Source organism: uncultured Rhodococcus sp. (assembly GCF_963525155.1).
GTDB classification, from domain to species: domain Bacteria; phylum Actinomycetota; class Actinomycetes; order Mycobacteriales; family Mycobacteriaceae; genus Rhodococcus_F; species Rhodococcus_F qingshengii.
Map to the genome: position 1 here is coordinate 1 of NZ_CAURKP010000034.1, position 14303 is coordinate 14303.

General features: G+C 62.3%; 14 protein-coding genes and 1 tRNA gene. 10 read left to right on the forward strand and 5 right to left on the reverse strand.

Going from position 1 to position 14303, the window contains the following annotated elements; all coding sequences use genetic code 11:
• The 5 genes from RWT78_RS10195 to RWT78_RS10215 all read left to right on the forward strand — a co-directional run.
• A partial coding sequence (locus RWT78_RS10195) for an aldehyde dehydrogenase family protein (RefSeq protein ID WP_314675517.1) occupies window positions 1-374 on the forward strand: 374 nt, incomplete at its 5' end.
• A 14-nt stretch (window positions 375-388) separates the two neighbouring features.
• Entirely contained in the window at window positions 389-1549 is a 1161-nt protein-coding gene (locus tag RWT78_RS10200) for an isobutyryl-CoA dehydrogenase (RefSeq protein ID WP_064075262.1), read from the forward strand.
• The gene (locus RWT78_RS10205) at window positions 1546-2604 is read left to right on the forward strand and encodes an enoyl-CoA hydratase/isomerase family protein (RefSeq protein WP_042923165.1); all 1059 of its coding nucleotides are present in this window, start codon (window positions 1546-1548) and stop codon (window positions 2602-2604) included. Before RWT78_RS10200 ends, RWT78_RS10205 begins: the two co-directional genes overlap by 4 nt.
• 23 nt (window positions 2605-2627) lie before the next feature.
• The gene (gene mmsB, locus RWT78_RS10210) at window positions 2628-3521 is read left to right on the forward strand and encodes a 3-hydroxyisobutyrate dehydrogenase (RefSeq protein WP_003941308.1); all 894 of its coding nucleotides are present in this window, start codon (window positions 2628-2630) and stop codon (window positions 3519-3521) included.
• On the forward strand, window positions 3521-4297 hold the full coding sequence (locus RWT78_RS10215; protein ID WP_003941374.1) for an enoyl-CoA hydratase: 777 nt from the start codon (window positions 3521-3523) through the stop codon (window positions 4295-4297). Before mmsB ends, RWT78_RS10215 begins: the two co-directional genes overlap by 1 nt.
• A 93-nt stretch (window positions 4298-4390) precedes the next feature.
• Here the strand turns inward: RWT78_RS10215 and RWT78_RS10220 are convergent, their stop codons facing one another.
• Window positions 4391-4924, reverse strand: a complete 534-nt coding sequence (locus tag RWT78_RS10220) for a MarR family winged helix-turn-helix transcriptional regulator (protein WP_020970065.1) — start codon at window positions 4922-4924, stop codon at window positions 4391-4393.
• Between the two features lie 85 nt (window positions 4925-5009).
• Between RWT78_RS10220 and mraY the strand changes: the two genes are divergently transcribed.
• Window positions 5010-6086, forward strand: coding sequence for a phospho-N-acetylmuramoyl-pentapeptide-transferase (gene mraY, locus RWT78_RS10225; RefSeq protein WP_003941316.1), 1077 nt, complete (start codon window positions 5010-5012; stop codon window positions 6084-6086).
• Here the strand turns inward: mraY and RWT78_RS10230 are convergent.
• Window positions 6083-7351: a multidrug effflux MFS transporter gene (locus RWT78_RS10230; protein WP_100084653.1), complete on the reverse strand. Its 1269-nt coding sequence runs from the start codon at window positions 7349-7351 to the stop codon at window positions 6083-6085. The genes mraY and RWT78_RS10230 overlap by 4 nt on opposite strands.
• 233 nt (window positions 7352-7584) lie before the next feature.
• Here RWT78_RS10230 and RWT78_RS10235 point away from each other — a divergent pair.
• Window positions 7585-7655 (forward strand) — tRNA-Cys (locus RWT78_RS10235).
• Window positions 7656-7814: 159 nt separating this feature from the next.
• Window positions 7815-9110 carry a DNA cytosine methyltransferase gene (dcm, locus tag RWT78_RS10240; RefSeq protein ID WP_314675518.1) on the forward strand — a complete coding sequence of 432 codons (1296 nt, stop codon included), beginning with the start codon at window positions 7815-7817 and terminating at the stop codon, window positions 9108-9110.
• An 82-nt stretch (window positions 9111-9192) separates the two neighbouring features.
• Here dcm and RWT78_RS10245 read toward each other — a convergent pair whose 3' ends face one another.
• Together RWT78_RS10245 and RWT78_RS10250 are read right to left on the reverse strand one after the other, a co-directional pair.
• Entirely contained in the window at window positions 9193-9318 is a 126-nt protein-coding gene (locus tag RWT78_RS10245) for a hypothetical protein (RefSeq protein WP_003941303.1), read from the reverse strand.
• 394 nt (window positions 9319-9712) lie between these two features.
• On the reverse strand, window positions 9713-10360 hold the full coding sequence (locus RWT78_RS10250) for a TetR/AcrR family transcriptional regulator (RefSeq protein ID WP_042923173.1): 648 nt from the start codon (window positions 10358-10360) through the stop codon (window positions 9713-9715).
• A 97-nt stretch (window positions 10361-10457) separates the two neighbouring features.
• On the opposite strand from RWT78_RS10250, the gene RWT78_RS10255 reads away from it, so the two are divergent.
• Both RWT78_RS10255 and RWT78_RS10260 read left to right on the forward strand, forming a co-directional pair.
• Window positions 10458-12248, forward strand: coding sequence for an amidohydrolase family protein (locus RWT78_RS10255; protein ID WP_314675520.1), 1791 nt, complete (start codon window positions 10458-10460; stop codon window positions 12246-12248).
• Complete coding sequence (locus RWT78_RS10260) at window positions 12245-13090, forward strand: alpha/beta fold hydrolase (protein WP_314675521.1); 846 nt, start codon at window positions 12245-12247, stop codon at window positions 13088-13090. Before RWT78_RS10255 ends, RWT78_RS10260 begins: the two co-directional genes overlap by 4 nt.
• Window positions 13091-13163: 73 nt before the next feature.
• Here the strand turns inward: RWT78_RS10260 and RWT78_RS10265 are convergent, their stop codons facing one another.
• On the reverse strand, window positions 13164-14303 hold the full coding sequence (locus RWT78_RS10265) for a sulfotransferase (protein WP_007726163.1): 1140 nt from the start codon (window positions 14301-14303) through the stop codon (window positions 13164-13166).

A 14303-nucleotide genomic window follows, 5' to 3' on the forward strand; every position in this document is an offset into this window, starting at 1 on the left:
ACATGCGCATCTACAAGGAAGAGATCTTCGGACCCGTCCTTCAGGTGGTCCGCGCTGCCGATTACGAAGAGGCACTGCGTCTTCCGACCGAACACGAGTACGGCAACGGCGTCTCCATCTTCACCCGCGACGGCGACACCGCGCGTGACTTCACCGCTCGCGTCAACGTCGGCATGGTCGGCGTGAACGTGCCGATCCCGGTCCCGATCGCGTACCACACCTTCGGTGGCTGGAAGCGCTCCGGATTCGGTGACCTGAACCAGCACGGTCCCGACTCCTTCCGCTTCTACACCAAGACCAAGACCGTGACGCAGCGCTGGCCTTCCGGCAAGAAGGAAGAGACCAACCACTTCGTCATCCCCACGATGAACTGATCGGAACACTTTCCATGTTTACTCTGACCGATGACGAGCGGGCGATTCGTGACACTGCCCGCGACTTCGCGGCCGAGCATCTGGCGCCCAACGCAGTGGAGTGGGATCAGACCAAGCATTTCCCGGTGGACGTCCTCCGTAAGGCGGCGTCCCTGGGAATGGGCGGTATCTACATTCGTGAAGACGTGGGTGGCAGTGAGCTGAGTCGCGTCGACGCTGCCCGGATCTTCGAAGAGCTGGCCAAGGGCGATCCGTCGATCGCCGCGTACATCTCCATCCACAACATGGTCACGTGGATGATCGACCAGTTCGGCAACGACGAACAGCGCCACAAGTGGGTTCCCGGACTCTGCTCGATGGATCAACTGGGCAGCTACTGCCTCACCGAACCCGGCGCTGGCTCCGATGCTGCGGGCTTGAGCACCAAGGCCGTTCGTGACGGCGACGACTACATCCTCAACGGCGTCAAGCAGTTCATTTCCGGCGCAGGCACTTCCGACGTGTACGTCGTGATGGCACGCACCGGATCTGCCGGTGCCAAGGGGATCTCGGCGTTCATCGTGCCCAAGGATTCGCCCGGACTGTCGTTCGGTGCCAACGAGATCAAGATGGGCTGGAACGCGCAGCCCACCCGTCAGGTGATCTTCGAAGACGTGCGAGTTCCTGCCGCCAACATGCTCGGTGAAGAGGGCAGCGGATTCCGCATCGCCATGAAAGGTCTCAACGGCGGCCGGCTGAACATCGCCGCCTGTTCGGTTGGTGGGGCCCAGGCAGCGCTGGAGAAGGCAGTCGCATATCTGGTGGACCGCAAAGCTTTCGGTTCGGCACTGATCGAGTCGCAGGCCCTGCAGTTCCAGCTCGCCGACATGCGTACCGAACTCGAAGCGGCCAGGACGTTGCTGTGGCGCGCCGCTGCCGCACTCGAAGACGGAGCGTCCGACGTCGTGGAGTTGTGTGCGATGGCCAAGCGCTTTGCCACCGACACCGGATTCGACGTAGCCAACAAGGCCCTCCAGCTTCACGGCGGGTACGGCTATCTTGCTGAGTACGGGATCGAGAAGATCGTCCGCGATCTTCGGGTTCATCAGATCCTCGAAGGCAGCAACGAGATCATGAGGGTGGTCATCGCCCGCAGCGTGGTCGCATCAGGTCAGGGAAAGCAGGGAGCAGCATGAGCGACGAGCTCGAGGTATTGATCGAAAAGCGTGACGGACTGGGGCTCATCACTCTCAACCGTCCCAAGGCGATCAATGCCCTCAACCACTCGATGGTCAAGGCGATGGCCAAGGCCCTCGAGGAATGGAAGTCCGACGACGACGTCAAGGCAGTCGTACTCACGGGCGCCGGCGAGCGTGGTCTGTGCGCCGGCGGCGACATCGTCTCGATCTACCATGACGCCAAGGACGGCAAGACCGGTTCGCTCGACTTCTGGCGTGAGGAGTACATCCTCAACTCCGAGATCGCGAACTACCCGAAGCCGTACGTCGCGATCATGGACGGGATCGTCATGGGCGGTGGCGTCGGAGTGTCCGCACACGGCGACATTCGCATCGTGACCGAGCGCTCGATGATCGGAATGCCCGAGACCGGAATCGGTTTCATTCCAGACGTTGGCGGAACTTACCTGCTCTCGCGTGCTCCCGGTGAACTCGGGACGCACATCGCGCTCACCACGGCACGACTGAGCGCCGGCGATGCCATCGCAGCAGGTTTCGCTGACCACTTCATCCCGTCGGAGAACATCGAGACGTTCATCGCCGCACTCGCGTCGTCTTCGGTTGCCGACGCCGTGGCGCAGTACGCGGAGCCGGCTCCGGTGTCGGAACTGTTGGCCCAGCAGAGCTGGATCGACGCCGCGTACTCCGCCGACGACGTATCCACCATCGTCGAGCGTCTTCGCGCAAGTGGAATCCCCGAAGCTGAGAAGGCAGCGGAGCAGATTCTCGGCAAGTCCCCGATTGCACTGTCGGTGACCCTGCGATCTCTGCGGCATGCCAAGGAAGCAGCAAGCTTGGAAGAAGTCCTCAACGAGGAGTTCCGGGTCTCGACCGCTGCGCTCGCCTCACACGATCTGGTCGAGGGCATTCGCGCCCAGGTCGTGGAGAAGGACCGAAACCCGAAGTGGTTGCCGGCAACTCTCGACGACGTCACGGCAGAATCCGTCGACGCCTACTTCGCCCCGCTGGGCGACAACGAGCTCGGACTCGCCCCTCAACCGCAAGGCAACTGATCACCGCCGAAGGAGCATCACTAATGAGCACCATTGGATTTATCGGACTCGGTCACATGGGTGGCCCGATGGCGGCCAATCTCGTCAAGGCCGGACACAAGGTCGTCGGTTTCGACCTGGCACCTGCGGCGCTGGAGCAGGCAGTCAAAGACGGTGCATCGGTGGCGGATTCGGCGGTCGACGCCGTTCGCGGTGCCGACGTCGTGATCACGATGCTGCCGAGCGGTAAGCATGTTCTGGGTCTGTACGAAGAGCTGCTGCCGGTGGCAACACCGGGCACGCTGTTCATCGACTGTTCCACCATCGACGTCGCCGACGCCCGCGAGGCGCACGACAAGGCCGAAGCAGCCGGTCACCGCAGCGTCGACGCACCGGTCTCCGGTGGAGTCGTCGGAGCTACCGCAGGCACGCTGGCATTCATGGTCGGCGGTTCCGAGGCTGACTTCCAAGCCGCGTCACCGTTGCTGGACGTGATGGGCCGCAAGGTCGTTCACTGCGGCGACGCCGGTGTCGGCCAGGCAGCCAAGATCTGCAACAACATGATCCTCGGCATTTCGATGATCGCGATCAGCGAGGCGTTCGTGTTGGGCGAAAAGCTCGGCCTGAGCAACCAGGCGCTCTTCGACGTGGCGTCCAACGCCTCGGGACAGTGCTGGGCACTGACCACCAACTGCCCGGTTCCGGGACCTGTGCCCACCAGCCCGGCCAACAACGACTACCAGCCCGGCTTTGCTGTTGCACTGATGGACAAGGACCTGGGTCTGGCAGCAAATGCGCTGCGCAACAACGGCGTCGATGCGGAGATCGGACTCAAGGCAGCCGAACTCTACAGTCGCTTCCATGCCGCGGGCGGTGGCGGTCAGGACTTCTCTGCCATCATCAACGACATCCGTGACCGTTCGACCGAAGGACAGTAGTGACCGACTTCAACACCATCATCCTCGAGCGTAAGGGTCGCGTCGGCGTCATCACGCTCAACCGCCCGAAGGCTCTCAACGCGCTGAACTCCGAGCTGATGAACGAGGTCGTCGCCGCGGTTGCCGACCTCGAAGCGGACAACGGCATCGGAGCCATCCTGATCACCGGTTCCGAGCGCGCCTTCGCCGCCGGTGCCGACATCAAGGAAATGCAGTCCAAGACGTACATGGACGCATACGTCGAGGATTTCTTCACCCCGTGGGACCGCGTCGCAGCAGCTCGTAAGCCGCTGATCGCCGCCGTCTCCGGATACGCGCTCGGTGGTGGCTGCGAGCTTGCGATGCTCTGCGATTTCATCATCGCTTCGGATACCGCGAAGTTCGGCCAGCCCGAGATCAAGCTCGGTGTCATTCCGGGTATCGGTGGCTCGCAGCGCCTTACGCGCGCCGTGGGCAAGGCCAAGGCCATGGAGCTGTGCCTCACCGGCCGCAACATGGACGCAGAAGAAGCCGAACGTGCAGGCCTGGTTGCCCGGATCGTTCCGGCCGCCGATCTGCTCGACGATGCCTTGAAGACCGCAACCACCATCGCCGAGATGTCGCTGCCGATTGCGATGATGGCCAAGGAAGCAGTCAACCGCTCCTTCGAGACCACCCTCGCCGAGGGCGTCCGCTTCGAGCGTCGGGTGTTCCACTCGACCTTCGCGACGGAGGATCAGAAGGAAGGCATGACCGCGTTCGTGGAGAAGCGGTCGGCAGAATTCAAGCATCGCTGAATTTCAACAGCGCCGAATTTCAACAGCGCTGAAACTGCCCTCACACTCGTCGAGAGTGTGAGGGCAGTTTCTTTGTGTGTACGGGTGGTCGGTTCACCACTTGGTCGGTGCGCCGCCGGTGTCGAAGTCACCCGCAGTCTTGCGAAGTTCAGTGAGGATCGTCACCAATTGCTCGAGCTTGTCCTGCTGGAGTCCGGGGTGAGCGAACACCTTGCTGTTGAGCATTTCGGTCGCTTCGAGGGCCAGTGCGCGACCGGCGTCCGAGATCTCGATGAGCGTTGCACGGCGATCGCTGGGATGCGGGACCCGCCTGACCAACTCCGCTTTCTCCAAACGGTCGACGGCATTGGTGACGCTGGTGGGGTGAACCTGGAGTCGGGCACTTGCCTTGGCCATCGGGAGTGCGCCCGACCTGGTGAAGGTGAGAAGCGTCAGCAGTTCGTAGCGGGCGAAGGTCAGCCCGAGAGGCTTGAGTACCTCTTCGACCCGCGCCATCATGATCTGCTGCGCACGCATCACCGACGTGACCGCAGCCATACCGTCGGCGACATCGCTCCAACCGTGCTTCGTCCACTGACGATGCGCCTCTTCGATGGGGTCGAGGGGGAGCGGCGCGGGGGGAGACATAAGTTCGATCATCCCATGCTGGCAAGCGGTCGGGTGCCTTGTCTGATTGTGTGTCGCAGCCGCTTACGTCTGTAGAGTCCCACGGGTGATTTCAATCCTCGTAGCGGGTGGCGTCTCGTTGTTCGTCGCGCTCTTCCTGACTCCGTTTCTCATTCGTGTGCTTTCGCGGCAGGGGCTCGGGCACGAGATTCGGATCGAGGGTCCGCAGAGTCATCAGGGCAAGCGTGGCACCCCGTCGATGGGCGGGATCGCGATCATCGCCGGCATGTGGGCGGGCTACCTGGCGGCACACATCATCGGATTCGGCTCGCGGCTACCGCGGCTGTCTGCATCCGGTTGGCTGGTTCTCGCGCTCGCCACGTCACTGGGAATCGTCGGCTTTCTCGACGACTTCATCAAGATCCGTAAGAAGCGCAATCTCGGGCTCAACAAGACAGCGAAGACCGTCGGTCAGCTGGCGAGTGCCATCATCTTCGGCATTTTGTTCCTGCAGTTCTCCAACAACAACGGAGTCACTCCCGGAAGCCAGTACCTGTCCCATGTTCGTGACATCTCGGTGTTCTCCATGGGTGCCATCGGCTTTGTGGTCTTCTTCTGCATTCTGGTGTTCGCCTGGTCCAACGCCGTCAATTTCACCGACGGCCTCGACGGTCTCGCGGCCGGTTCGATGGGCATGATCCTGGGGACCTACGTCGTCATCGCCGGTTGGCAGTACCGGAACTCGTGTGTCCTCGAGCCTGCCGCCGGTTGCTACGACGTTCGTGACCCTCTCGATCTAGCGATCGTCGCTGCCGCCGCAGGCGGGGCGTGCCTCGGCTTCCTCTGGTGGAATGCCGCCCCGGCTCAGATCTTCATGGGCGACACCGGCTCCTTGGCACTCGGCGGCCTGGTTGTCGGCCTGTCCGTCACGACGCACACCGAGCTGCTGATGGTCATCATCGGCGCCCTGTTCGTCGCTGAGATCCTGTCGGTGATCATCCAGGTTCTGGTCTTCCGATCGTCCGGTCGACGCGTATTCAAGATGGCCCCGATCCATCATCACTTCGAGTTACTCGGTTGGCCGGAAACCGTCGTGATCGCAAGATTCTGGATCTTCGTCGCGATCTCGTGCGTCCTGGGACTTGCCACCTTCTACAGCGAGTGGTTCTCCGCTGCCGGTTAGACCGATTCACTCTTTCGGGTCGTAGCCAGAAGAGCGATCAGGCCGAGCGACACACACGCCGTCATCGTGACGGCCAGGGCTGTGCTCGTGTTTCCCAGTAGGCCGACTGCCGGCGCGATGGCCGCACCGACGCCGAACTGGAATGCCCCGAGCATTGCGGCGGCAGTACCGGCCGCTTCGCCGTGACGAGCGAGCGCCAGTGCCGGGGCGTTGGGCAGAACGAACCCGATGGCACCGGCCATGACCCACAGTGCGATCACGAATCCGGCGAGCCCGCCCAGTTCCAGGACCGCGACAGCAATGACGACGGCCCCGGAGACAACGGCAGCCACGAGGGCCCACTTGGTGATCTGCTGAGGAGTCCACCGGTCGAGCAGTCGGACGTTGACCTGGGAAGCGCCGATCAACGCGATAGCGCCCGCACTGAAGAGCAGTGCGAACTCTTGCTGATTGAGGCCGTACTGATCCTGATAGACAAACGACGCGCCCGAGACATACGCGAACAACGACGCCATGCCGACGCTGGAGACGAGCGTGAGGACCATGAACGTGCGGTCGCCGAGCAGCGAACCGTAGGTTCGGAGAACCGACGTCAATCCGCTCGGGCGACGCTTTTCCTTCGGCAGTGTTTCGGAGAGTCCGAACGCACCGATCATCGCTGTGCCGACGCCGATCAGTGCCAGGACGACGAAGATCCCGCGCCAGTCGAGGGCGACGAGGAGGGCGCCACCGATGCTGGGCGCCAGGATCGGCGCAACGCCGAGCACGAGCATCAGCCGGCTCATCACGACGGCAACGGTGTTACCGCTGTAGAGGTCGCGCACGATCGCCATGGTGACCACTGCCGCGGCCGCCGCGCCCATGCCCTGGAAAACCCGCAGGATGCCGAGGACCGCGATGCTCGGTGCGAAGACCGCCAGCAGCGAAGCCAGGATATGGACGCCGATTCCGGCAAGCAGCGGCTTTTTGCGGCCGAGAGTGTCCGAGAGCGGCCCGACCAACAGCTGTCCGAGTGCGAGGCCGATGAGAGTTCCGGTGATCGTCAGCTGAACCGTTGACGACGAGACTCCGAGATCGGCGCCGATATCCGGCAGCGCGGGCAGGTACATGTCGATGGTGAAGGGCCCGAGCGCGGTCATGGAACCGAGGGCAAGAATCTTCCCGACGCTCGGCTTGCGGTCGACACTGCTCGTATCCAGCGGGGCCGTCTCCAAGAGCGGAGCTGCCTTCACAGGCGGGGCGATGGCGGTGTTCTCGGCACTCATGAAACCTTCTGGGTTGTCTTGGTCTGGCGAACTGCTCGGTCGTTCGGTCGAAAGTCGGGCCGCAATCGAATGACCTGCGCCCACCGAGGGAGTCAGCATCGAGACTGACCGATTTGTTCCCGAAGGGCTCACGGTTTTCCCAGAGACTGGAACAGTTGGTGGGATTGCACTCGAATCATGCTGAGCGGAACTGTGGTTCGAGATCGTCACTCAGGGCAGAGTTACTCACTGACGCGGGTGTGGCTGAGTGGCTAGGCACCGGCCTGCAAAGCCGTTCACACGGGTTCGAGTCCCGTCATCCGCTCGTGTCGGAGACCGGCAGGCATATCGCCTGCCGGTCTCTCTTGTGTGGTCCCGGTTCGCGGGGTCGGCTGCGATAGTCTGGGCTGCCGGAGCGAGCGGACCACATGAGTGAGGCACTGAATTGATTTCGGGACAGGACCTGCGATCGCGGCGCTTGCACGTGGGAATCAGTCAGTTCCAGTTCGCCCGCCAAGCGGGAGTCTCGTCAGCAGTCGTCTCCGCGTGGGAACTCGACAAGGCATATCCGAAGCCGCTGGTTGAGCGAGCAGTCCTCACGGCCCTCTCCGCGTTGGAAGCGGCCAAGCGTGAGGGCACGTACGCAGCCCCCCGGAAGCGATCGAGCGGTAGTACCCGTGCGCGTCGAGCGACACCGGTCAACGACCCCGCCTCGGTGGCCAGGCGTGCGGTCGCGGGGGCAGGAAACGGTGGCCCCACCGTATTGACGGCGTTCTCCGGTTGTGGCGGTATGGCCGAAGGCTTTCGGATGGCGGGGTTTTCGGTGGAGGGATACATCGAAGTCGTGCCGGAGGCGCGCGCGACCTTCGATCGGAACTTCCCCGGCGCGAAGTGCCTCGGTGAGGACATCCGGGCGATCGACGAAGCCCGTGTGAAAGATCTTCTGGCACAGGTGAATATCGATGTGTTGGCCGGGGGGCCGCCGTGTCAGGGTTTCAGTCTCGCCGGCCGACGCGACCGCGCCGATCCGCGCAACCATCTCTTCCGGAACCTGCTCGAGCTCGCCGAACTGGTGAAGCCGAAGGTCTTGGTGATGGAGAACGTGCGACTGCTGCTCAGCATGAAGGACCCGGACGGTGGGATGGTCGTCGACCGGATTCTCGGCGAGATGGCTGCATGCGGTTATGACGCCTCGGTCAACACGGTGAATGCGCAGGATTACGGAGTGCCGCAGTTCCGGGAACGAGTGTTCATCGTGGCGACCCGCCGCGACAGTGGTATCGGGCCGCTGCGTTTTCCGCCGAAGACTCACGGCGTGAATGGTGTTGCGCCGCTGAGGACTTTTCGCGATGCCACCGTCGATCTGGCCCCGCTGGAATCCGGGCAGGCTTGCGAGACGGACCCGCTGCACTGGGCCGTCGAGCATCCCGAGCACGTCTTGCGGTGGCTGCGCGATGTGCCGGAGGGAATGTCGGCGCACGACAACGAAGATCCGGCCATGCGACCGTCGTCCGGGTACAACACGACGTACAAGCGATTGCGGTGGGACGAGCCGGCGTCCACGGTCGGAACCACTTTCGGGATGATCTCGGCTTCACGCAACGTGCATCCGAAACACACGCGATCGTTGACCGTTCGAGAAGCTGCTCGCCTCCAGACCTTTCCCGACGACTACGTCTTCGAGGGCAAGTGGGGAGCGGTGCGCACGATGATCGGCAATGCGGTGCCGCCGCAACTGGCCTCGGCGCTGGCAGGAGAGATCAAGAAGGCACTCGGCTGAGATAGAGCACCTACGGAAAATGGGGCCGACATTGTCGGCCCCATTTCGAGTTACGCCCTGGCAGGGGTGTGGTGCAAGTGATTCAGCTGAGGTTGAGCTTGGCGATCAACGGCTGGACGACCTTGATGATGTCGATGACGGCGCTGAGGGTGTTGATGGAACCCATGTTTCGGTCCTCCGTGTCGTATGTACAGGTGTGTATGTACAAGGTTGTGTCTGCGTGGTGTTTCTGTACGACCTTGTGTCGCAGACACAAATTAGCAAACTGGACGCTTGTTTGGGTCGAAATGACCGATTTGCGCTGAAGTTGCTGAAAAGTTCACGGATTGTTCAGGAACGCAAACAAAAAACAGGCCGGACTCCCCGAAGTCCGGCCTGTCGATGACGCTTTGCGATCAGCTGAATGCCGACAGTGCGCTGATGAGGCCGATGCCCGCAACTGCGACCTTGAGGACACTCAAGACGTCTTCGAGCTTGACGCCAGCGGGCAATACGTTTTCGACAGACTCCATGTTGGATCCTTCATATGTTGGGGTCGTGGTCCAGCGCCACTGCAAGCAAGATACCCAATCGTGACCACCTGTGAAACCCCGGCGCGAAGATCACAGTTGTGTTGCGCCGGACTCACTGGCCGTCGCGACAACGGTGGCTGCCACTATTTGCTCCACGCTGATGCCCGCTGCCGGTAGGCAGTGGTAGAAGATTCGTTCGCAGAGGTCGACCATTTCGCCTCGCTCGAGCGTCGGCTCGTCGATCCAGTTGACGACGATTTCCTCCATGAATGCCTGCCACCCGGCGATTGTCGCCTCCACGGTCGCGTTCGATTCGATGCCTAGATTCGTCAGCGCAGCGACAATCCACGTGGTGAAAGTGCGGCGCATGCCTCGGTAGATCGTGCGCATTCGGACGTCGCCACTGCCGGCCATACGCATCACGGCGAGGTAAATGGTGGGGTGCTCGATAACGGCGTCGACGAATGTCTCGATACCTGAGCGCAGCTGGGACGTGATGGGTAGCTCGGGATCCGGTCGCATTCGATCTTCGAGATCGGCCGAGGCGGCCTCGAGGATGGCGTTCTGGAAACCCTTCTTGTTCTTGAAGTAGTGGAACAGCAGTGGCGGTGAGACACCGGCCTCGGCTGCGACGCGATCCATCGACAGTTGGTCGAAAGGCTCGGTCCGCAACATGTGTACTGCCACCTCGAGGATTTGCCTCTGACGGTCTTCGGGGGAGCGGGGGACTGCAGCCATTCCGTCATCTTATGTATTGGTTCGAAAGGTTCATTGACTTTTACTCAACGCTGTCTATAACGTGAGGTAACACATACGTGAGGCGAGGAGTCCGACAGTGTCTGCTTTCGACATCGTGGTCAACGACGGGTTGTGGTTCGACGGGACGGGGGCTCCAGGTCTGCGTCGAAATCTCGGAATTCGAGACGGCGTGGTCGCGGAGGTGTCCACGACGCGCCTCGAGATCGGGCCGGACACAGAAGTGATCGACGCGGCCGGCAAATGGGTTCTCCCCGGCTTTGTCGACGTCCACACGCACTACGACGCCGAAGCCTTGGTCAGTCCAGGGCTTCCGGAATCGGTTCGCCACGGCGTCACGACGGTCGTGCTCGGCAATTGCTCGCTGTCGACGGTGTATTCGACGCCGCGCGAGATCGCGGATCTGTTCAGCCGGGTCGAAGCAGTTCCCCACGACGCAGTGCTGCGCATCCTCGAAGCGAACAAGACCTGGACCGGTCCCGCGGCGTACACCGCCGCCCTCGAAGCCCTTCCCCTCGGACCCAATGTCGCGGCCTTCATCGGTCATTCCGATATCCGCACGCACGTACTCGGACTGGGGCGCGGTACCGACAAGAAGGTCAAGCCGACTCGCTCGGAACTCGGCCGGATGGGCTCGATGCTCGAGGACGCCATCGATGCGGGGATGCTGGGTCTGTCGTCGATGACCAATGCCCTCGACAAGATCGACGGCGACGAATACCGTTCTCGCTCTTTGCCGTCGACGTACGCGCGGTGGAAGGAGTTCCGATTCCTCAACCGTATTCTTCGTGATCGCGGAAAGATCTTGCAGAGCGCTCCGACCATCAACCTGCATCCGAACGTCGCGGCGTTCTTCGCCGAGAGTTCTGCGATCGGACGTAAGAAGCCGCTCAAGACTTCGCTGCTCTCCGGTGCGGATTCGAAGGCCTACCCGGTGATCGTGTACTTCATGCTCGCTGCGGCCCCACTGCTGAACCGTTTCGCCAAGACCGATTTCAAGTGGCAGCACCTTCCGGTTCCCTTCACGGTCTACGCAGACGGTATCGACCTCGTCGTGTTCGAGGAGTTCGGTGCCGGCGCCGCCGCGTTGCATCTCAAGGACCAGGTGGAGCGCAACAAGCTGCTCCAGGACGAGTCGTACCGCCGCGCATTCCGCAAGGACTACGACAACAAGTTCTCACCCCGCATCTGGCACCGCAATTTCTACGACGCCGTCATCGTCGGTTGCCCGGACGAGACGTTGATCGGCAAGAACTTCGGTCAGGTCGGAGACATCCGGGGAGTGCACCCGGTGGACGCGTACCTCGACTTGGTGGTCAAGTACGGGCGAGATCTTCGCTGGCGCACCACCATTGCAAATCATCGTCCCAAGTTCGCCAAGAAACTCGCCGCGAGTTCCGGCGTACAGATGGGCTTCGGCGATGCCGGTGCGCATCTGCGCAACATGGCGTTCTACAACTACCCGGTGCGACTCCTCAAGCGCGTCAAAGACGCTCAGAGTGACCGCAAGCCGTTCCTGACCATCGAGCGCGCAATCCACCGCCTGACCGGCGAACTGGCGGACTGGTACGGAATCGATGCCGGGCATCTACGCCAGGGTGACCGTGCGGACTTCGTTGTCATCGACCCGGCCGGGCTCGACGAGTCGGTCGACGGGTTGTTCGAGGCAATCGTCCCCGAGTACGGCGGAATCAGCCGGATGGTCAACCGCAGTGACGATGCAGCCGTCGCGACCGTGATCAACGGCCGACTCGTTTACAGCGACGGCGAATTCGCCCCGGGATTCGGAACCGAAAAGACGGGTCAATTCCTGCGCGCCGGCGAAAAGGCTCCGGTTACGGGTGTCGCGAAGACTAGCGTGGCGCTATGACTTCACCGGCGGATCGCCTCACCTCGTACTCCCGGACCGGGCTGACCTTCGACGTACGCGACGAAGGTCCGGCAGACGGTCCGGTGGTGGTTCTCCTGCACGGATTTCCGCAGGATTCGAGCTCGTGGGATCAGCTCGCACCGCTGCTGCACACCCGCGGCTTCCGGACCGTCGCACCGGATCAGCGAGGGTACTCACCCGGCGCGCGGCCGAAAGCGCGCTGGGCGTACCGCGGGTCCGAACTCGCCGCTGACACTGTCGCACTGATCGACGCACTCGGGGTGGGCAAAGTGCACCTGGTCGGCCACGACTGGGGTGCCGCAGTCGCATGGCAGGTGGCCGCCGAACGGCCGGACTTGCTCGATACCGTGACCGCGGTGTCGGTTCCGCACCCACTGGCGTTCGTCAAGGCGATGGTGACCAGCACACAGGGACTGAAGTCGTGGTACATGGGGGCGTTCCAATTGCCCTTCGTCCCCGAGAAGATCCTGTCCTCCACGTCGGCAGGTGAAAAGTTCCTGATTTCGAGCGGGCAGACGCCGGAGAACGCGCGGCGCGATCTGAACGCCATGCTGGCTCCCGGACGGCTACGCGGCGGTCTGAACTGGTACCGCGCGATGTGGATGACCAAGCCGAACCCCGCAACTGCCAGGGTCACCGTGCCGACCCTGCACGTCTGGAGTGACGGCGACGCCGCCATCGGACCCAAAGGGTCTGCGCTCACCCCCGCGTTTGTCGACGGTCCGTACCGGTTCGAAGTTCTCCGGGGTGTGAGCCACTGGATCCCCGACGAGGCGCCGACGGAGTTGGATCGGTTGCTCGGTGAGCATTTCAGCAGCTGACCGAGTTTCCGACTGAAGCCCCCGTCGTTCGGCGGGGGCTTCAGTCGTCAGCAAGGTCGTCGACCAACCGTGGTCAGCGAGCTCCGAATCGCTCTTCCACCTGCTCCTTCGTCAGGCCGAACTCCTCGAGCGTGTACTTGTGCGACGGTTTGCGAGCACCCGAGCGGCTTTCCTCGTGCATGGCCTCCATCGACTGCTGGGCGGTAGATGTCAACGGGATGTCGAAATGCGTGTAGATGTTCTCGACGGTTCCCAGCGGATCGGTGACGAAGTCCTGATAGTCGACGTCGATGAACTGTGCGGGATTGTGGTGTGCGCGTGCACTGTCGAACTGCTCGAGCCCCCTGGCCCACAATTCGAGCTGACTTTCGCCGATCACCTTGTCGGTGAAAGTGTTCGACCAACCCTCTGTAGCCTGGGCGGCCAGGCTGCACACCGACGGAATGATCGTCGTAGGGGAGCGGTGAGTCTGAATGACGAGAGCGTCGGGGTACGCCTCCATCAATTCGTCGAGCGCAAACAGGTGGCTCGGGTTCTTGAGGACCCACCGTCGATCCTGATCGGGCAGACCAATCAGCTGCAGGTTCTTCTTGTGTCGTGCATAGGCGTTCGACCACTCCTGGTCCTTCAGCCATGCGGAGTACGTGGGTAGATTTGCCAGGCACTCGTACGACACGGACTTGAACGTCTGACGCAAGAGTTGCCAACATTCTTCGACTTCGCTGGCCGACATGTAGTGCACGCCCATGAATTCGGGATGCTCGACGTGGTGTTGACCGAATGTCTCCTCGATCTTGGCGAAGACCGGGTTCGATTCCCACGTATCGCGAGGCGGGCGAGGCTGAGGGAACTCGGTCAGCCACATCTCGAGGCCCTGGTGAGCCGGGTCGACCGTGAGGAGGCGGTGCAAGGCAGTGGTGCCCGTGCGTGGCAATCCGGTGACGAAGATCGGCCGCTCGATCTTGACGTCGGCGTGCTCCGGATGCTCCTTCCATGCAGATTCACTGAGCAGACGTGCCACCAGGGCGCCTCGAAGGAATACCCGAGAGATCTTGCTGCCGAAGGGCGTCAGATCCTCGTCACGGTCGTAGGACTCGAGCAGGACCGACAGAGCTTCGGTGTAATCGTCGACGCCGAAGTCCGTCAGTCCGGTCATCCGTGTCGCCGAGGCGTGGAGATCCTCGACGGTGCCGACGTGAGTGCGTTCAGTCAT

Bases quoted from the DNA above. Each gene is read 5' to 3' on its own strand.
- RWT78_RS10200 (WP_064075262.1), top strand. From the start codon at position 389: ATGTTTACTCTGACCGATGACGAGCGGGCGATTCGTGACACTGCCCGC.
- RWT78_RS10205 (WP_042923165.1), top strand. From the start codon at position 1,546: ATGAGCGACGAGCTCGAGGTATTGATCGAAAAGCGTGACGGACTGGGG.
- mmsB (WP_003941308.1), top strand. From the start codon at position 2,628: ATGAGCACCATTGGATTTATCGGACTCGGTCACATGGGTGGCCCGATG.
- RWT78_RS10220 (WP_020970065.1), bottom strand. From the start codon at position 4,924: ATGTCTCCCCCCGCGCCGCTCCCCCTCGACCCCATCGAAGAGGCGCAT.
- RWT78_RS10230 (WP_100084653.1), bottom strand. From the start codon at position 7,351: ATGAGTGCCGAGAACACCGCCATCGCCCCGCCTGTGAAGGCAGCTCCG.
- RWT78_RS10250 (WP_042923173.1), bottom strand. From the start codon at position 10,360: ATGGCTGCAGTCCCCCGCTCCCCCGAAGACCGTCAGAGGCAAATCCTC.
- RWT78_RS10260 (WP_314675521.1), top strand. From the start codon at position 12,245: ATGACTTCACCGGCGGATCGCCTCACCTCGTACTCCCGGACCGGGCTG.
- RWT78_RS10265 (WP_007726163.1), bottom strand. From the start codon at position 14,303: ATGACTGAACGCACTCACGTCGGCACCGTCGAGGATCTCCACGCCTCG.